The sequence below is a fragment of the Agreia sp. VKM Ac-1783 genome, assembly GCF_900177765.1.
Classification (GTDB): domain Bacteria; phylum Actinomycetota; class Actinomycetes; order Actinomycetales; family Microbacteriaceae; genus Agreia.
In genome coordinates, this window is record NZ_FXWI01000002.1 from 394,180 (window position 1) to 412,117 (window position 17,938).

Genomic DNA, 17,938 nt, shown 5'->3' on the forward strand with positions numbered 1-17,938 from the left:
GGGGACGCGCGACTAGGGGGTGGCGGGTGAGGAGGGCGCGTCGATCGCTCCGCCGAACCGGCGCGATCGGCCGGTGTAGTGCTCGATGGCCTGCCACAGATCGAGTCGTGTGAAGTCGGGCCACAGGGTGTCGAGGAAGACCATCTCGGCGTAGGCCGACTGCCACAGCTGGAAGTTGCTGGTGCGCTGCTCGCCGGAACTGCGAACGAACAGGTCGACGTCGGGCAGATCCGGCAGGTAGAGGTGCTTCTGGATCGTCTTCTCGCTGATACCCGAGGGCTTCAGACGGCCGGCACGCACGTCCTCTGCGATGGCGGTCACCGCATCCACGATCTCGTTGCGACCGCCGTAGTTCACGCACATGCTCAGCGTCATGGTGTTGTTCGTCGCCGTCATCTGCTCGGCGATCTGCAGGTCTTTGATGACGCTCGCCCAGAGTCTCGGCTTGCGTCCGGCCCAGCGAATGCGCACGCCCCACTCGTTGAGCTGGTCTCGACGACGATGAAGAACCTCGCGATTGAAGCCCATGAGAAAGCGCACCTCGTCGGGCGAGCGCTTCCAATTCTCGGTCGAGAACGCATAGACGCTGAGGTGCTTGACGCCGATCTGGATGGCGCCGGCGACGACGTCGAGCAGTGCCGCTTCGCCCGCGCGATGCCCCTCCACTCGGGTCAGTCCGCGGGAGTTGGCCCACCGACCGTTTCCATCCATAACGACGGCGACGTGGCCGGGCACCTGCGCGCGAGGAATGTCTGGCGGGTAGACGGCCGTCCAGTCGAGCGCACGGAACTCGGGGACAACGGATGCTCGAGATCTGCTCACGACGCGGCCTCCTGGCGCTGCTTCTGGGCGGTGCGGTCGACGTGTTCGAGAGAGCGCAGACCCCGCTCCAGGTGCCATTGGGTATAGGCCGAGACGACGCCGCTCGCCTTCGAGCGGGAGGCCTGGTCTGCAGCGTCGGCGCGAGCCCAGTCTCCGGTCAGGAGTGCGCTGAGGAGCCCGATCGTCTGCTCGTCGAGCCGCACCGTGCCCGGAGGAGCCACGGAGTCGCTGACGACGCCTCCGAGTTGCACGACGAACGCGGAATGCGGCCCGGGTTCGCCGGTCACGGCGCAGTCGTGGAAGCTCGGAGCCCATCCGGCCATAGAAAGAGCCCGCAGGAGATAGGAGTCGAGAGTGAGGCTTGCGCCGTGCTCGCCGCGCGACAGGGAACGGAGTGCGCCGACGAGGAGAAGATACTGCGGGAGACCGGCTTCGGCCTCGCTCAGCTTGTCTGCCGTCTCTACCATGGCGCTGGCCGCCGTATAGCTCGCGTAGTCGGCGGTGATGGCGGCCCCATACGACGAGATCGTCTCGGCCTGGGTGACGGTGTCGAGCGACCGGCCCTCGTAGAACTGAACATCGGCGACCATGAACGGCTCGAGCCTCGCGCCGAACTTCGATCCCGTGCGCCGCACCCCACGCGCTACGGCACGGACTTTGCCGTGTTGACGAGTGAGCATGGTGACAATGCGGTCGGCCTCACCCAGCTTGTGGGTGCGCAGCACGACGCAGTCGTCACGGTAAACAGGCACGATCCATTATCGACCCTCGGCCAGGTGTTTGCCCGGTGCACGCGCGGTCGTGGTACACCTTGAGGGTGTCTGATGCCGTGGCCTTCTCGATCCCGCTCTGGTCGGATCTGCTGGCTGTGGGGATCGGCAGTCTGCAGGGCGCCATGTTCGCCTCGCAGTTCCGCGATCGCAGGCTCGATCTTCTCGGAGTCGCTATCATCGGCGTCGCCACCGGGCTCGGAGGCGGTCTTCTCCGCGACATCTTCCTCGTCGTGCCGCTCGTGGCCCTGCACACGAACTGGTATCTGAGCGTCGCCGTTCTCTCGGCGCTGTTCGGCATGCTCCTCGTGCGCCTCTTCGAGAGGCTCGACACGGTCATCACGATCCTCGACGCTCTGACCATCGGCCTCTTCGGCGCGATCGGTACGACCAAGGCCCTCTCGTTGGGTCTTCCCGTGATCCCCTCGATCTTCGTGGGTGTCGTCTCGGCCGTCGGCGGCTCCGTCGTTCGAGACGTGCTGCTCGCGATGCCGATCGCGCTGATGCACGTCGGTTCGCTCTATGCCGTCGCCGCCGGAGCGGGCTCCGCGGTACTCGTCGCGTTCTGGGCCGGCGGTATGGACATCACCGTCGCCGCCGTGATCTGCGTACTCGTCACCACGGTGGTGCGTCTCCTCGCCGTGCGCTACGGGTGGAGTCTCCCCGAGCAGCGCGCCATCCGCAGCATGCCCAGGATTTCACGCGCAGCGCTGCGCCCGCGCTGGCCCCGACTTCGCCGAACGGCCAAGCCGGGCCAGCACTGACGACGAGCGCCGGTCTCGATCAGACGGCCGCGAGCTCGCGATCCGCATCCGACACGCGGATGGCGCGGTTGACGGCGCTGACGACGGCCTTCAGAGACGCCGTCGAGATGTCGGCGTCGATGCCGACTCCCCACAGCCTCGAGCCATTGACCTGCAGTTCGACGTAGGCCGCGGCCAGGGCGTCGCCCGAGGCGCTGAGAGCGTGCTCGACGTAGTCGTAGAGCTTGACCTCCACGCCCTGCTCGCTCAGAACGTTGAGGAACGCGGCGATCGGTCCGTTGCCCGACGCCTCTGTATCGAGGGTCTCCTCGCCGATGCGCAGCTCGACCTGCAGCGACACACTGCCAGACATGTCACTGGCCGTTCGAGTGCGGGCGAGTTCGAATCTGCCCCACTTCGCCTCGGAACGCTCGGCCGGAGCGGGCAGGTACTCGTCTTGGAAGATCTCCCAGATCTGCTCGCTCGTGACCTCTCCCCCCTCGGCGTCGGTCTTGGTCTGCACGACACCCGAGAACTCGATCTGCAGTTTGCGGGGCAGATCGAGAGCGTGGTCGTTCTTCAGCAGGTAGGCGACGCCACCCTTGCCCGACTGCGAGTTGACGCGGATGACCGCCTCGTAGCTGCGCCCCAGGTCTTTGGGGTCGACCGGCAGGTACGGCACCGCCCAGACGAGGTCGTCGACATCTTTGCCCTGCGCCGCCGCGTCGACCGCCATGGCCTCGAAGCCCTTCTTGATCGCATCCTGGTGCGAACCACTGAACGCGGTGTAGACCAGGTCGCCGGCCCAGGGGCTGCGCTCGGGCACCTTCAGCTGGTTGCAGTACTCGGCTGTGCGCCGGATCTCGTCGAGGTCGGAGAAGTCGATCTGAGGATCGATGCCCTGGGTGAACAGGTTGATGCCGAGGGCGACCAGGTCGACGTTTCCCGTGCGCTCGCCGTTGCCGAACAGGCATCCCTCGATGCGGTCGGCACCCGCCATGTACCCGAGTTCTGCTGCGGCGATCGCGGTGCCTCGGTCGTTGTGAGGGTGCAGCGACAGCACGATGTTCTCGCGGTGGGCGAGACGACGGCTCATCCACTCGATCGAGTCGGCGTAGACGTTCGGCGTGGCCATCTCGACCGTTGCAGGCAGGTTGATCATGACCTTGCGGTCTGCCGAGGGCTCGAAGATCTCGATGACCTGATTGCAGACATCCAGAGCGAACTCGAGCTCGGTGCCCGTGAAGCTCTCGGGCGAGTACTCGTAGTACACGACCGTCTCGGGAATCGTCTTCTCGTACTGTCGGCACAGACGGGCGCCGGCCGTGGCGATGTCGATGATGCCCTGCCGGTCACTGCGGAAGACGACGTCTCGCTGCAGGATCGACGTCGAGTTGTAGAGATGCACGATGGCCTGTTTGGCTCCGGCGATCGACTCGTAGGTGCGAGCGATCAGGTGCTCTCGCGCCTGGGTCAGAACCTGAATGGTGACGTCTTCGGGAATCGCGTCTTCCTCGATGAGGCTGCGTACGAAGTCGAAGTCGGTCTGGCTCGCGCTCGGGAACCCGACTTCGATCTCTTTGTAGCCCATGCGAACCAGCAGGTCGAACATCACGCGCTTGCGTTCGGGACTCATCGGGTCGATGAGCGCCTGGTTGCCGTCACGCAGATCGACGGCACACCAGCGTGGTGCTTCGGTGATGCGCTTCGAGGGCCAGGTTCGATCGGGCAGATCGACGGAGATCTGCTCGTGGAAAGGACGGTACTTGTGGATCGGCATAGCCGACGCTGCTTGATTGTTCTTCACGGTCTTAGTTCCTCTAAATAGTCTTCAGATTGTCAGCCAATGGCGAACTCCGCGACGAGGAAGGCCTGAGATTAGGACTCGTCGCGGCAGCTAAGAAGAAGCAGACCGAACAGCATGGTGGATACGCTAGCACCGTTTGCTGTCGGCAACGATGACTTCTGGGGCTGATCGCCCTGTGCGGTTAGGCTGAAAGAAACAGGGAGAGGCCGAATGCCTGAACAGCAGACCATCGTCATCGCCGGCGCATCCGGCATGATCGGCACCGAACTGACCCGGCAACTCGAGGCTGCCGGGCACCTGGTGATCCGGCTCGTGAGGCGCCCGACACATCACCCGAAGGAACGCCAGTGGGATCCTGAGGTGTCGTGGCTCAACGTCGCCACCGTCGACGCCGCCGACGTCATCGTGAACCTGTCCGGCGCATCCATCTCACGGCTGCCGTGGACGCTGCCCTACAAGAAGCAGATCCTGTCGTCGCGGCTCCAGGCCACGAATACGATCACGACGGCGATCTCCAAATCTTCGTCTCCCCCGCACACCCTGGTGAATGGGTCGGCTGTCGGCTTCTACGGAGATCGACCCGGCGAGATCCTGACCGAGTCGTCTGTGCAGGGCACCGGCTTTCTCGCCAAGGTCGTCGAGGCGTGGGAACGCGCGGCCGCCAAAGCATCGCCGACCACGCGCGTGGTCATGGCACGAACCGGCCTCGTGCTCGGCAACGGCGGCGCATTGAAGCCGCTGGAGATGCTCGCCCGCCTGGGCGTGGCGGGGCCCCTCGGCTCCGGCACGCAGATCTGGCCGTGGATCAGCCTCCATGATGAGGCGGCCGCGATCGCTCATCTGGCACTCGGCTCGTCGCTCGCCGGCCCGGTGAATCTCGCCGCCCCACGTCCGGTGACGGCGACCGAGCTCTCCGAGACCCTCGCTCGCTCGCTCAATCGACCGTTCTGGCTCCCGGCTCCGAGCTGGGCTATCAAGGCCGCCTTGGCCGACGCAGGAAAAGAGTTGCTCCTGTCAGACCAGAACGTGTCATCGCAGCTCCTGGTCGCAGACGGCTTCGGCTTTCGTGACCAGAACGTCGATGACGGCATCGAAGCCGCGTTGTCGGCGTCTCATCACGTGGCGCGCTGAGCGGCGCTCAGGCGGCCTGCCTGTTCAGCGCGATGGCACGACGCAGAGCAGCCCGCGCCCTACGACGGTCGCCGCTCGCGTCGTAGGCGAGACCGAGCCTGAACCAGGCGCGCCAACTCTCGGGGGCCGCATCGACCTCTGCCCGGTAGCGATCGAACTCGGCATCGGCGGCCGCTCTGTCGGGTCGGCCGCTGGGCCTCTTCGGAAGGTCGTCCTCGGGCAGAGAATCCTCGGCCTCGAGGTCTTTGGCCAGGCGCTCCGTGCGGATACCGAACAGCAACTCTCGCATCAGCGCCCAGGCCGCGATGAGCGGAAAGACGATGAGCGCCACCCCCAGGCCGATGGCGACCGGCTGTCCTGTTGCGACAAGACGCACCGATCGGTCGACCACGAGGATCAGGTAGAGGGCCAGGAGCACGGCCATCGACCATGCGGCGATACGGCCTTTCACGTCGTCGCTCGCGACAGAGACGGATGCCGGCGGCTCATCGCTCGCCCGCGGTCAGATCGATGAGCTTGTCGAGGCCGACCACGACGCCCCTCGCCTGAGTCGCCGCGCGCAGCGCGATGGCGATCCCCGCTTCGTACGCGCTCGGCGACAGAGTGTCATGACTGATGGTGAGCACCTCTCCGACACCGCCGAGGATCACGTCCTGCTTCGCGACGACACCCTGCAGACGCAGGCTGTGGATCGGAACGCTGGCGACCTGCTGGCCTCTGGCGCGCTGGTCGGTGTGGGGAGCCGACACGGGACCCAACGCTCCACGCGCAGCGGCGATGAGTTCTGCCGTTCTGACCGATGTTCCCGAGGGCGAGTCGATCTTGGTGGCGTGGTGCGCCTCGACGATCTCTATCGAATCGTAGAAACGGGCCGCCATCGCCGCGAACGAGCTTGCGAGGACCGAACCCACAGAGAAGTTCGGGATGATCACGGCGCCGAGCTCTGGACTGTCGACCAGACGACGCTCCAGACCTCTGATGCGATCGGCCGACCATCCTGACGTTCCGACCAGCACAGGGATGCCGTGAGACAGCGCGTAGTCGACGATCGAATGCGACACGGCTGGCACTGTGACATCGACCGCGAGATCGGCGCCGACCATGTCGGACAGATCACCCGTAGAGCCGATCTGCGCGAAGACCTCGAATCCCTCGGTCTCGTCGACGATTCTCGTAAAGAGCTGCCCCATTCGGCCGGATGCGCCGACGACGGCGACCTTCGTAGTCATGGCACCAATCTACCAACGCCGGTCTCCTCCCCTAGCCTTGACCCATGGATATCCGCGAGGCCCGCACGGATTCGCCCGAGGCGCACCGACTGCTGACCGACTACTTCACGTGGCGCGCGAGCGAGTTCCCTCCGGCGCAGGGGGCCTACACGATCACGTATCCCGATCCGAGCGCTTTCATCGCGCCCGATGGCGCGTTTCTCATCGCCGTCGACGAAGAACCCGTCGGATGCGGTGGGATCCGACGCATCGCACCCGATGATGCCGGGCGCGTGCGATTCGAGGTCAAGCATCTCTGGCTCGCGCCCTCCAGCCGCGGTCGAGGGCTGGCCACGGCGATGATGGACGAACTCGAGTCGCGGGCGCGATCCTTCGGGGCGGAGATGATGGTGCTCGACACTCATCACACGCTCACGGGCGCCGCGCGTCTCTACGCCGCCCGGTCCTACGTGCCCGTGGAGGCATACAACGAGAACCCGAATGCCACCGTCTGGTACGCCAAGGATCTCGGCGTCTAGTACGGCTGCGACTCGGGAAGGCCCGTTCGGAGCTCGACCGGAAGGTGACCCAGGTCGTTGTGTGTCACGAGTTCCGGCAGTCTTCCCGCCTTCACGTTGATGATCGTGAGGCCGCAGTTCGCCTGGTTCACGCCCACCCAGCGCCAGTCCGGAGCACCCATGGCCTCGCGCACGAGCCATCCGATCACGAAGTTGTGCGTGATCAAGAGGTCGTTCGTCGTCTCACGCGTCGGCGAGAGGAACTCCGCGACGGCGTCGGCCATCTGCGCCCTGCCCGCGTCGACCTGTTCGATCGTCACCGAGTTGAAGAACGGCTGGAACGAGTGGGGCATCTGCGGCGAGTACCCCGTGGGTACGCAGTCGAAGAGCAGCGCCGTGGGCTCCGGCTGGAGCGCCGGCAGATGGGCGGCCATGATCGTGGCCGTGTCCTCTGCGCGTTGCAGCGGGGAGTGCCAGACGTTCGTAAAGGGCACACCGCCGAGACGCTCCGCGACGAGTCGCGCCTGGCGCTGACCGCGAGGCGAGAGCGGCCCGTCGTCCATGCCGTACTCGGCGTCCTGCTGCTCGCCGTGTCGAACGAGATAGAGCGTGCGGGTCACGACGCTGCCCCCTCGAGGATCGAGCCGAGGCCGTCGAAGGCGTTCTCGGAGATGGCTCCGACGGCCGAGATGGAGATCGGACGGGAGGCGATGTCGCGAGCGAGACTCTGCACGTCTGACGGTGTCACTCGGTCGAGGCGTCTGAGCGCCTCGTCGAGGTCGACGAACTCGCCCTGGGTTATCTCGGCGCGCCCGAGCCGCGACATCCGGGTGTCAGAATCTTCGAGGGCGAGGGCGGCCGAGCCCGACAGCTGACCGTGGGCGCGCCGCAACTCCTCGTCGGTGATCCCGCCGTCGGCGAGCAGCTGGAGCTGCTCGATCATCAGCTCGGCGACGTCGCCGACGCGCGCCGGCGTGCATCCCGCGTTCATGCCGAAGACACCGGCGTCGGAGTAAGACGGGGCGAACGAGTAGACGGAGTAGGCGAGGCCACGCTTCTCGCGGATCTCCTGGAAGAGTCTCGACGACATGCCTCCGCCGAACGCCGAACCCAGCACGCTGAGGGCCGATCGGCGCTCGTCGTTGGCCGTGAATCCGGAGGTTCCGACGATCAGACTCGCCTGCTCATTCGGACGTTGCACAACGACCAAAGGCGCGCCGCGGTGGATCTCGACTCCGGCCGACCCCCGTCGTGCGACAGGTTCGGCAACGCGCTCGAGGTCCCAGCCTGCGGCGGTCAGCGCCGTCGTGACCCGCGCGACGAGCTCATCGTGGTCGACTGCACCGGCGGCGGTGATCACGAGATCTTGCGGGCGGTAGTTCTCGAGGTAGTGCTGCCACACGGCGTCACGCGTGACCTCGCGGATCGCATCGGCGCTGCCGCCCACGGGGCGTCCGAGAGGATGATCACCGAGCACCGCCTCGAAGAATCGTTCTCCAGCCACGTCGGACGGATCGTCCGACGCCTCGGCGAGTTCTTCGAGAATCACGCCGCGTTCCGTCTCGAACTCGCCTCGCTCGATCAGCGACGACGTGAGCATGTCGGCGATGACATCGACCGCCATGGGCAGATCTTTGTCACGGACCTTGGCGTAGTAGCAGGTGTACTCCTTGCTGGTCGCGGCGTTGTGCTCGCCGCCCACGGCATCGAAGGCGACGGCTATATCGAGGGCTGATCTCGTCGGCGTGCCTTTGAACAGCAGATGTTCCAGAAAATGCGTGGAGCCGTAGCGCGAGGGCAGTGCTGGAGCGGTGGGCGTGGCCAGCACACTGCCGAGCTCGTCTCGAGAGCCGACGGCGACCCAGTATCCGACGGTGGCGCTCTGCGCGCCCGGCATCTTCTCGGTGAGGATGCGCACCCCCGACGGAAGAATGGTTCGGCGGACCAGAGACCCTCCAGACGCTTCGACACGGAGTTCGGGCAGGTTCAGAGGGAGGGGCACGGCGTTGTTCATCGCGCCCAGCCTATGTCACTCAGACGCGCGATCGAGGGCCATGAGCTGGTGCGGCTCGAGAACCAGATCGGGGGATGCGACGAGTTCGGCGACCTGCTCGGCCGACGCCGCCCGCACCACGGGGGCGATCACGTTGGGTTTCGACCGCACCCATGCGAGGGCGCACGCTGCCAGCGAGACGTTCTGCTCGGCCGCGACCTGTTCGAGTGCTTTCAGCACGCGGAATCCGTCGCGGCCGACATGCGATGCGGCGTCGGCGAACATGCTCGACTCCGGCACATCCGCTCTGACCCGGTAGTTGCCGGTCAAGAAACCGTTTGCCAGGGGCAGTCGGGCGAAGATGCCGATATTGAGGGATCTGACCGCGGGAAGGAGGTCGTGCTCGACGGGCCGTCTCGTCATCAGACTGTACGGGCTGAACACCGCCCGGAAGCGTGGGAGGTTGTTGTCGTCGGCGAGCTGCCGGGCCTGGAGGAGACGGGCCCCGGAGTACGCCGACGCCGCCAGCGCGCGCACCTTGCCACTCGCGATCAGCTCGGAGGCAGCGGCCAGACTCTCCTCCAGTGGGGTGTGAGGATGCTCGCCGTCGAAGGAGAGCAGATCGAGGTGATCGGTCTGGAGACGCTCGAGACTCGCCTCCGTCGCCGTCACGATATCGTCGGCCGACAGGCCTGGCGCATCCGGATGACGGCCGATCTTCGTGGCGAGGAAGACCCGGGAGCGCGCTTTCCTGCTGCGCACCCAGTTGCCGATCATGATCTCGCTGCGACCCCCGGCGTAGTGATCGGCCGTCGAGATGAGCCGGCCCCCGGCTGCGTGAAACGCGTCGAGAGCCTCGGCTGTCGCGGACACGCCGGACGCCCATCCGAAGACGTTTCCGTCGATCGCGAGCCGGAAACGGGAAGGAGGCGTGCCGGTGCTGGTAGTGGCGTCGTTGTTCGGCGTCATGAGGGCAGTGTAGTTGTGAGAAGGGCGAAACGACGAAGGCCCGCCCCACCGGAGTGGGACGGGCCTTCGTTCTGGGTGACTAGCCTTCGGCCGGAGCCTCGGGGCCCTCGCTGGCTGCAGCGGAGCCTTCGGTGTCGGCTTCGTCGGCGACGACGGGAGCGAGCGACAGCTTTCCGCGGTCGTCGATCTTCGTGATCTCGACCAGGATCTTCTGGCCGACGCCGAGCACGTCTTCGACGTTCTCTACGCGCTTGCCACCGGCGAGCTTGCGCACCTCGGAGATGTGCAGCAGGCCGTCCTTGCCCGGGAGCAGCGACACGAACGCACCGAACGTCGCGATCTTGACGACGGTTCCGAGGAACTGCTCGCCGACCTCGGGGTTGGTCGGGTTGGCGATCGCGTTGACCTGGGCACGGGCGGCCTCGGCAGACGGACCGTCGACGGCACCGATGTACACGGTTCCGTCTTCCTCGATCGAGATGTCGGCGCCGGTCTCGTCTTGAATCGAGTTGATCGTCTTGCCCTTCGGGCCGATCAGCTCACCGATCTTGTCTACCGGGATCTGAACGCTGATGACGCGCGGCGCGGTCGGCGCCATCTCGTCGGGCGCATCGATCGCGGAGTTGATGACGTTGAGGATCGCGGTACGCGCGGCCTTCGCCTGCTTCAGGGCGCCATCGAGCACACTCGTCGGCAGACCGTCGAGCTTCGTGTCGAGCTGGATCGCGGTGATGAAATCACTCGTTCCGGCGACCTTGAAGTCCATGTCGCCGAGCGCGTCTTCGGCACCGAGGATGTCGGTGAGCGCCGCGTAGCGGGTCTCTCCGTCGATGGTGTCGGAGACGAGACCCATGGCGATACCCGCAACAGGTGCACGCAGCGGCACACCGGCGTTGAGCAGCGACAGGGTCGAGGCGCAGACGGAACCCATCGACGTGGAGCCGTTGGATCCGAGAGCCTCGGAGACCTGGCGGATTGCGTAGGGGAACTCGTCGCGGCTCGGGAGCACGGGTGCGATGGCGCGCTCGGCCAGGAAGCCGTGCCCGATCTCGCGGCGCTTCGGTGAACCCACACGACCCGTCTCTCCGGTGGAGTACGGCGGGAAGTTGTAGTGGTGCAGGTAGCGCTTCTTCTTGATCGGGCTCAGTGAGTCGATCTGCTGCTCCATCTTGAGCATGTTCAGCGTGGTGACGCCCAGGATCTGGGTCTCACCGCGCTGGAAGATGGCGGAACCGTGCACGCGCGGGATGACCTGGACCTCGGCGTCGAGCGGACGGATGTCGGCGAGGCCACGACCGTCGATGCGGATGCCCTCGGTGAGGATGCGGCCGCGCACGACGGTCTTGGTGACCGACTTGTATGCTGCCGAGACCATCGGCGGGATGTCGCCCAACAGCTCGCCCGCGGAGACCTTCTCGTTGATGGCGAGCTTGACGCGCTCCTTGAGAGCATCGTCGGCGTCCTGACGCTCGGTCTTGTCGGCGATCTGGTAGATCGAGACGAGCTCGTCGTATGCGAGTTCGGCGACCGCGTCGTATCCGGCCTGGCTGTAGGCGGGGAACACCGGGTATTCGCGGACCGGCTTGTTGACCTGAGCGGCGAGCGAGGCCTGGGCCTCGACGAGCTGCTTGAGGAACGGCTTGGCAGCCTCGAGGCCCTGGGCGACGATCTCCTCGTTCGGCTTCGTGGCGCCGGCCTGAATCAGGTTCCAGCTGTTCTCGGTGGCCTCGGCCTCGACCATCATGATCGCGACGTCCTGGTTGCCCTGGGCGTCGGTGACGACGCGGCCGGCGACGGTCAGGTCGAACACGGCCTCCTCGAGCTGCGAGTACTTGGGGAAGGCGACCCACTGGTCACCGATCAGCGCGAGGCGCACGCCGGCGATGGGGCCCGAGAACGGGATGCCCGAGATCTGGCTCGACGCGGAGGCCGCGTTGATCGCCAGGGTGTCGTAGAACTCGTCGGGCGCGATGCTGAGCACCGTGATGACGACCTGGACCTCGTTGCGGAGACCGTTGACGAACGACGGACGCAGAGGGCGGTCGATCAGGCGGCAGACCAGGATGGCCTCGGTCGAGGGGCGTCCCTCGCGACGGAAGAACGATCCGGGGATCTTTCCGGCGGCGTAGCTGCGCTCTTCGACGTCGATGGTGAGCGGGAAGAAGTCGAAGTTGTCCTTCGGGTGCTTTCCGATGCTGGTGGCACTCAGCAGCATGGTTTCCTCGTCGAGGTAGGCCGCGACCGCGCCCTGTGCCTGCTGTGCCAGACGTCCCGCTTCGAAGCGGACCGTGCGGGTGCCGAACTTGCCGTTGTCGATGACGGCTTCGGCGAATTTGATTTCTGGACCCTCCATATGGGGGTTTTCTCCTTATGTGTTGTCTCTCGCCATGCAGGCGAAGAGAATTCGCGGCCCCGTGTGGGCTCTCGCGATGCGTACAGCGGAGTGGGGTGACAGAGCGACATGCGGGTACTCGCCTAGTGCGAGACCCGTACACGTACGCGCCTTGTCGAATCCGAGGGATTCGAGGGATTCGTCAGAACCATCAGAGCATGGGGCGCATGTCTGGCCAACAGTAGAAAACCTCGGACCGCTTCTCACGCGTTCCGAAACCCACCACCGGTGACCAGCGTCCTGCCGGCCTGCTCCGCATTTGATGCTCGTGTATTGATTTGTTCGAGTTGCCCACGAGGGGCAACAGGCCGATCTTAGCAGGCGTGCGCTCTCTACGGCTGGATAGCGGCGATTGCGTCATCGGCGGGTCGTCCGACCTCGACGGTGAGAGGGCGGGCGAGACGTGTGAACGGCCGCGCCGGATCGGTCAGCTTGCCGTCGCCGAAGACCCGCGCCGGTACGGTGACGAGCACGCCCCCATCGCGCAGCTTCTCGAGGGCCTGACCGATGGATGCGTCGGTGCCGCGAGGCAGGAATCCCGCGCGAGCAGGTCTCGGGCCGCCCACGAAGTACGCCTCGACACGGAGTTCGCGGCCGAGCCACCGCGTGGCGCCGGGCCAGAGAACGACGGTGAGCGCTGGATCGGTCCAGCCGAGAGCGAGGTCGATTGAATCCTGACGCCGACTGGTCTCGTCGAGCATGAGAACTCCATCGACGGAAACGGCGCGCACATCGAAGCCGTCGAGAGTCGCGAGCCGCGATGTCGAGTTGCGCTCTCCCCCACTCCTGAACCCGAGGCGCACGAGCTGCACGACCCCCGAGAGAGCGATCACGATGGCGATCGCACCGATGATCATGCCGATCACGGGCAGACGTGCCGTTATGGATGCGGCGAGAGCTGCGACGATCACGAGGCCGAGGAGAAACGGTTCCCATACGACGACGGAGAGCTTTCGGCGAGGTGCGGGCATGGTTCAATCCAAGCATGTCCGCCCTCGGTGGATGGACCGCTCAGTATGCCTGGCCCATTCCGAGCTCGACTCGAAGTCCGTGTCGGGTGACGATGATGGCGCACGGAATGCGAGGCGCTTTTCCTCGGTCTGACAGACGCCCGAGGCAGGCGTCGACCGGTGCTTCGAGCCCGCGAGGCACGAAACCGATGACTCCGCTCAGCTCCGGCCCCATCCAGAGACGCACCGGCATCGGGGCGTCGATACGATCCTCGGCTGGAGGCCGGCGTTCGACGAAAGCCTCCGTCGGCGAATCCGGAGACTCTCGCAGCTGGGCCAGTTCGCTCTGGAATGGCATGCTCCCCGCCGCTCTCAGGGTGACGTTCGTGAACCGGGGAAACAGGTTGTAGGTGTAGTCGGCGAGAGATCCCGCGCCCGCGTCGTGCCTGTCGGGAATCCCCGAGCCGCTCCGATCGCCCATGACCATAGGGCCATTCAACTCCCCTGGAGTTCCGGAGGGAAGATCGAGTTGCTCGATTCGAGTCAGCGCGTCAGACCGATGGCCAGATCGACACGCAGACCGTTCTTGGTCTTGCGGACAGTGGCCTGCATCCGGGTGGACTTGCCCGAATCGGCCAGCCGTCCGAGGGCCGCTTCGACGGGGGCCTCGAGGCCACGGGGAACGAAACCGACGACGGGCGTTGGCCGCTGGTTCACGAAGAGCCGCACGGGCGTCGGCGCATCGGTTCTCTCGTCGTCTGCGCTTCGTCTCGCGATGAAGGCCTCCGTCTCGCTCACACCCTGATCCACGACCGCCCGCAACGCGTCCTGACAGGGGTCGCTGTCGGCGATCTGGATGCGCACTTTCTGGTTACGCGGCATCAGGTCGTAGAGGTAGTCGTCGAGCGAGCCCGAACCCTGGTCGGTCTTCGCAAGTTCTGGGTTGTTGACGCGACCGAAGGAAAGAAATCTCATGCGTCTATCCAAGCGCCTACGCGGCTCGTGCGCGAACGCGCGTGCGGCGACCACGACGCGCCAGCGATATCGACATGAGCACGACACCGAGGAGAACACCGATCGTGCCTCCGGAAGTGTTCGCCACGATGTCGGACACATCGGCGACGCGCGTCGGCAGGAGCGCTCCCTGCCAGATCTCTATGGCGCAGGAGATGCCACCACAGAGGATCATCGCGAGCCACCACTGCTTTCGGCCGAGAAGGAGTACGAAGAACATGCCCAACGGCACGAACATCGCAATATTCGCAACGAATTCGACCCGGTCGAACGTGATCCAGTCGGTCGCGTCATAACGGCCGAAGAAGTCGAGAAAACGCCACAGGATGCTGCTCGTGCCGTCGTCGTAGGGCTCCGGACCCAGGGTGACCCAACCCACGCCCGCCAGATAGAGCACCGTGAGAACGGAGAGCACGGGATGGCGTCGGAACATGAGTCGATCCTGCCGCACAAGTCTTGGTGGATCGTGTGCATGCACTGTTCTAGAGTCGAGATATGACTGACAGAGAACTGGACGAGAGTAGCAACAACGACGGCAACGAGGACCTGCTTGAGGTATCGAGCGAACTCGACGACAGGGGCGACGCCGAATTCACGAACCCGGGCGATCCCTCGGTCGACGATGAGGAGTCCCTCGACGAGGATCTGCTCGACGGCACAGACACTGAGTTCAGTGTCGAGGAGAGCATCGACACCCTGCAGATCGATGATCCCGACGAGACGAACGACGATCTCGACGACGAGGACTACAAGGCCGAGAGCGCCGAAGAGCTCGGCGACGACGACCGCGTCTGAGAACCGAACGCCGCCACATATGCGAATGGGCCGTTCTCCCCTCGGGGAGAACGGCCCATCGTCAAGAAATGCGGCGAACTATCGACGCAGGCCGAGACGCTCGATCAGTGCGCGGTAGCGCTCGATCTCGACGTCGGCCAGGTAACCCAGCAGGCGGCGACGCTGTCCGACCAGAAGCAGGAGTCCACGACGCGAGTGGTGGTCGTGCTTGTGCTCCTTGAGGTGCTCCGTGAGGTCCTTGATGCGACGCGTGAGCATCGCGACCTGGACCTCGGGGGATCCGGTGTCACCGGGGTGGGTTGCGTATTCTTCGATGATCGCCTTCTTGACATCAGCTTCAAGAGCCATAGTTGGTGATCCCCTTTCTCCTCATTGCGCGGTGCCCGGCACAGTATGTGCGGGCTCTCTTTATCCGCGGCCGTTAGACGGCAACCTTGAGATTCTAGCAGATCGCGCGAGAGGCGGTCAGCTAGTGCTGAACGATCGCGATGAGAGGCAGGCGACGACGCAACCGAACGGTGAATCGGCCGCTTCGAGCGAGAAGCACGCCGACTACCAGGGCGGCCACCGCGGGCACCACACCCGACACGAGCATGCCGAACTGCGGGCCGTAGCTCTCGACGAGCCACCCCATCAGCGGACCGCCCAGCGCCTGGCCGCCGAGAAGCACCAGCACGTAGACCGACATGACACGACCGCGAATAGACACGTTGCTGGAGAGCTGGATCAGCTGATTCGCGCCCGTGAGGAATTGCAGAGTGCAGAATCCGACCAGGACGAGCAGCACGCAGACGATGGGCTCGTTGGGCGCGCCGGAGACGATCGCCTGAACGGTTCCCCACGCGAGACCCGTGATCACCACGGCGCGAAGCCGGATGCTCGTTCGGCGAGTCGACAGCACGGCCCCGGCCAATGCGCCGACGGCGACGAGCGAGTTGAACAGACCGTAACCCCCGGGTCCGCTGTCGAAGACGTCTGAAGCATAGGCCGCGAGCAGCACGGGCATGTTGAGGGCGAAGACCGCGACGAATGCCACCATCACGACGGTCCAGAGGATCGTGGGCTTGGCGAAGACGTACGACAGGCCCTCTTTCAACTGGCCTTTCGCCCGCGGCGCGACCGGAGCCGGATACAGGGTCGCGGGGTTGAGCATCAAGACCGTGATCACAACGCCGAGGCACGCCACCGCGTTGATGGCGAACGACCAGCCCGCACCGACAGACACGAGCAGCACTCCGCCGATCGCCGGCCCGATCAGGGCGCCGAGCTGGAAGACGGACGAGTTGAGGCTGATCGCGTTGCGCAGATACTTCGGCCCGACGAGTTCGTTGACGAAGACCTGGCGGGTGGGATTGTCGATGACCGTGGCGAGTCCCACGATCAGGGCGACGAGCATGATGTGCCACACCTCGACGACTCCGGTCAGCGCCAGCACCGCGAGGGCCACACTGGCGAGCAGCGAGACGCTCTGCGTGATCGCCAGCAGCATCCGCTTCGAGTAACGGTCTACGAGAACGCCGCCGTAGAGCCCGAGAAACAGCATCGGAGCGAACTGGAGGGCGACCGTCAGACCAACGGCTGCGACGCTTCCCGAGAGCTCGAGCACCAGCCAGTCCTGGGCGATCCTCTGGATCCAGAGGGCTGTCATGGCGACGATGTTGGCCGAGGTGAAGAGCCGGAAGTTGGGGACTCTCAGAGAGGAGAAGGTGTCTTTCCACGGAGGTGCCGAGGTCAGAACGGGCATGGGAGCGGTTACGGGAAACGGGTCGGAGGGAGGGGGTGTCACGAATAATCCAGGTGCGAGATAACGAAGGCGGTTACGTATAGAAAGTGGATGCCGGGCATCCGTTTCTTCAACGCTATTGCCCACCTGGATCATTCCCCGACTAAATTGACCCTATAACTCCCATTACGTTTCGGAATGAGACCCGTGTTCGACCCCACTCTGCTCCGCACCTTTCTCGCCGTCGCCGAGACCTCGAGCTTCACCGTGGCCGCCCAGCGCCTGGGCATCAGCCAGCCCACCGTGAGCCAGCACGTCCGGCGGCTCGAGCAGGCATCCGGCCGTCTTCTCGTCGCCCGCGATACGCGCGATGTGTCCTTGACTGACAACGGGGATGCCATGGCCGGCTTCGCGCGCACGATCCTGGCGGCGCACAGCGCCGCCGACGACTACTTCAGCGGTTCGGCCATGAAGGGCAAACTCCGATTCGGCACCGCCGACGACCTGGCCATCACGCAACTCCCCCGCATCCTCAGGCACTTTCGCCAGCTCTATCCCCAGATCAACCTCGAACTCACCGTCGACCAGTCGGGGCCGCTCTTTCGCAAACTGCACGCCGGCTCGCTCGATCTCATCTTCATCAAGCAGAAGCCCGAGACCACGGATGGCACCGTCGTTCGGCGCGACCAGCTCGTGTGGGTCGGCCAGGAGAAGACGATCGTCGAGCCCGGAGCGCCGGTTCCGCTGATCACCTACCAGGGAACGACCGTCAGCCGCACCAGCGCGATCGAGGCGCTCGAACAGGCCGGACGGCGATGGCGAATCACCTGCAACACACGCGAGGTGAACGGTCTCCTCGCCGCCGTGCGGGCGGGTATCGGCGTCGCCGTCTTCCCCCGCTCCCTCATCCCCGACGACCTGGTCGTGGTCGGAAACCGGTTCGACCTGCCGGAATTGGGCGAGGTCGACCTGACTCTGCTCCGCAATCCCGCTGCTCCCACGGAACCGGTCGACGCGCTCATCTCGGCCATCATGGGCCGCACTCTCAATCGCACGGCGTGATGGCGATCGTCGTGCACGATAGAACGACTCCCCCGATGATC

At 65.3% G+C, this 17,938-nt stretch carries 20 protein-coding genes; 5 read left to right on the forward strand and 15 right to left on the reverse strand.

The window, feature by feature from the left end:
* Nucleotides 1-12: 12 nt before the first annotated feature.
* A complete protein-coding gene (locus CCK87_RS06900) occupies nucleotides 13-822 on the reverse strand; it encodes an isoprenyl transferase (RefSeq protein WP_249273756.1) in 810 nt (269 codons plus the stop codon).
* Entirely contained in the window at nucleotides 819-1,574 is a 756-nt protein-coding gene (recO, locus tag CCK87_RS06905) for a DNA repair protein RecO (RefSeq protein ID WP_086460697.1), read from the reverse strand. The genes CCK87_RS06900 and recO overlap by 4 nt, the downstream gene beginning before the upstream one ends.
* A gap of 65 nt (nucleotides 1,575-1,639) precedes the next feature.
* Here recO and CCK87_RS06910 point away from each other — a divergent pair, with 65 nt between their 5' ends.
* Nucleotides 1,640-2,356, forward strand: a complete 717-nt coding sequence (locus CCK87_RS06910; protein ID WP_249273757.1) for a TRIC cation channel family protein — start codon at nucleotides 1,640-1,642, stop codon at nucleotides 2,354-2,356.
* Between the two features lie 19 nt (nucleotides 2,357-2,375).
* Here CCK87_RS06910 and leuA read toward each other — a convergent pair whose 3' ends face one another.
* Nucleotides 2,376-4,142 (reverse strand): 2-isopropylmalate synthase, encoded by a 1,767-nt coding sequence (gene leuA, locus CCK87_RS06915; protein ID WP_086460698.1) that lies wholly within the window; start codon nucleotides 4,140-4,142, stop codon nucleotides 2,376-2,378.
* A 210-nt stretch (nucleotides 4,143-4,352) separates the two neighbouring features.
* On the opposite strand from leuA, the gene CCK87_RS06920 reads away from it, so the two are divergent.
* The gene (locus tag CCK87_RS06920; RefSeq protein WP_086460699.1) at nucleotides 4,353-5,273 is read left to right on the forward strand and encodes a TIGR01777 family oxidoreductase; all 921 of its coding nucleotides are present in this window, start codon (nucleotides 4,353-4,355) and stop codon (nucleotides 5,271-5,273) included.
* Between the two features lie 7 nt (nucleotides 5,274-5,280).
* On the opposite strand, the gene CCK87_RS06925 is transcribed toward CCK87_RS06920, so the two are convergent.
* Nucleotides 5,281-5,697: a tetratricopeptide repeat protein gene (locus CCK87_RS06925; RefSeq protein WP_170927218.1), complete on the reverse strand. Its 417-nt coding sequence runs from the start codon at nucleotides 5,695-5,697 to the stop codon at nucleotides 5,281-5,283.
* A gap of 61 nt (nucleotides 5,698-5,758) precedes the next feature.
* Entirely contained in the window at nucleotides 5,759-6,502 is a 744-nt protein-coding gene (gene dapB / locus CCK87_RS06930; RefSeq protein WP_086460700.1) for a 4-hydroxy-tetrahydrodipicolinate reductase, read from the reverse strand.
* Between the two features lie 44 nt (nucleotides 6,503-6,546).
* Between dapB and CCK87_RS06935 the strand changes: the two genes are divergently transcribed.
* Nucleotides 6,547-7,020, forward strand: a complete 474-nt coding sequence (locus CCK87_RS06935) for a GNAT family N-acetyltransferase (protein WP_086460701.1) — start codon at nucleotides 6,547-6,549, stop codon at nucleotides 7,018-7,020.
* On the opposite strand, the gene CCK87_RS06940 is transcribed toward CCK87_RS06935, so the two are convergent.
* The 8 genes from CCK87_RS06940 to CCK87_RS06975 form a co-directional block, all read right to left on the reverse strand.
* The gene (locus CCK87_RS06940; RefSeq protein WP_086460702.1) at nucleotides 7,017-7,619 is read right to left on the reverse strand and encodes a histidine phosphatase family protein; all 603 of its coding nucleotides are present in this window, start codon (nucleotides 7,617-7,619) and stop codon (nucleotides 7,017-7,019) included. The two genes, CCK87_RS06935 and CCK87_RS06940, sit on opposite strands and share 4 nt — an antisense overlap.
* Nucleotides 7,616-9,013 carry a pitrilysin family protein gene (locus CCK87_RS06945; RefSeq protein WP_086460703.1) on the reverse strand — a complete coding sequence of 466 codons (1,398 nt, stop codon included), beginning with the start codon at nucleotides 9,011-9,013 and terminating at the stop codon, nucleotides 7,616-7,618. Before CCK87_RS06945 ends, CCK87_RS06940 begins: the two co-directional genes overlap by 4 nt.
* A 15-nt stretch (nucleotides 9,014-9,028) precedes the next feature.
* The gene (locus CCK87_RS06950; protein WP_086460704.1) at nucleotides 9,029-9,961 is read right to left on the reverse strand and encodes an aldo/keto reductase; all 933 of its coding nucleotides are present in this window, start codon (nucleotides 9,959-9,961) and stop codon (nucleotides 9,029-9,031) included.
* Nucleotides 9,962-10,040: 79 nt separating this feature from the next.
* Nucleotides 10,041-12,314 carry a polyribonucleotide nucleotidyltransferase gene (locus CCK87_RS06955; protein WP_086460705.1) on the reverse strand — a complete coding sequence of 758 codons (2,274 nt, stop codon included), beginning with the start codon at nucleotides 12,312-12,314 and terminating at the stop codon, nucleotides 10,041-10,043.
* Nucleotides 12,315-12,685: 371 nt separating this feature from the next.
* A complete protein-coding gene (locus CCK87_RS06960) occupies nucleotides 12,686-13,324 on the reverse strand; it encodes a hypothetical protein (RefSeq protein WP_086460706.1) in 639 nt (212 codons plus the stop codon).
* 40 nt (nucleotides 13,325-13,364) lie between these two features.
* The gene (locus CCK87_RS06965; protein WP_086460707.1) at nucleotides 13,365-13,790 is read right to left on the reverse strand and encodes a hypothetical protein; all 426 of its coding nucleotides are present in this window, start codon (nucleotides 13,788-13,790) and stop codon (nucleotides 13,365-13,367) included.
* 56 nt (nucleotides 13,791-13,846) lie between these two features.
* On the reverse strand, nucleotides 13,847-14,278 hold the full coding sequence (locus tag CCK87_RS06970; RefSeq protein ID WP_086460708.1) for a hypothetical protein: 432 nt from the start codon (nucleotides 14,276-14,278) through the stop codon (nucleotides 13,847-13,849).
* 16 nt (nucleotides 14,279-14,294) lie between these two features.
* Nucleotides 14,295-14,750 carry a VanZ family protein gene (locus CCK87_RS06975; RefSeq protein WP_086460709.1) on the reverse strand — a complete coding sequence of 152 codons (456 nt, stop codon included), beginning with the start codon at nucleotides 14,748-14,750 and terminating at the stop codon, nucleotides 14,295-14,297.
* 62 nt (nucleotides 14,751-14,812) lie between these two features.
* Between CCK87_RS06975 and CCK87_RS06980 the strand changes: the two genes are divergently transcribed.
* Nucleotides 14,813-15,112 (forward strand): hypothetical protein, encoded by a 300-nt coding sequence (locus CCK87_RS06980; protein WP_086460710.1) that lies wholly within the window; start codon nucleotides 14,813-14,815, stop codon nucleotides 15,110-15,112.
* Between the two features lie 78 nt (nucleotides 15,113-15,190).
* Here the strand turns inward: CCK87_RS06980 and rpsO are convergent, their stop codons facing one another.
* Nucleotides 15,191-15,460 carry a 30S ribosomal protein S15 gene (rpsO, locus tag CCK87_RS06985; protein ID WP_044438586.1) on the reverse strand — a complete coding sequence of 90 codons (270 nt, stop codon included), beginning with the start codon at nucleotides 15,458-15,460 and terminating at the stop codon, nucleotides 15,191-15,193.
* A 121-nt stretch (nucleotides 15,461-15,581) separates the two neighbouring features.
* The gene (locus tag CCK87_RS06990; protein WP_249273758.1) at nucleotides 15,582-16,898 is read right to left on the reverse strand and encodes an MFS transporter; all 1,317 of its coding nucleotides are present in this window, start codon (nucleotides 16,896-16,898) and stop codon (nucleotides 15,582-15,584) included.
* Nucleotides 16,899-17,042: 144 nt separating this feature from the next.
* On the opposite strand from CCK87_RS06990, the gene CCK87_RS06995 reads away from it, so the two are divergent.
* Nucleotides 17,043-17,897, forward strand: coding sequence for a LysR substrate-binding domain-containing protein (locus tag CCK87_RS06995; protein WP_086460712.1), 855 nt, complete (start codon nucleotides 17,043-17,045; stop codon nucleotides 17,895-17,897).
* Nucleotides 17,898-17,938: the final 41 nt, after the last annotated feature.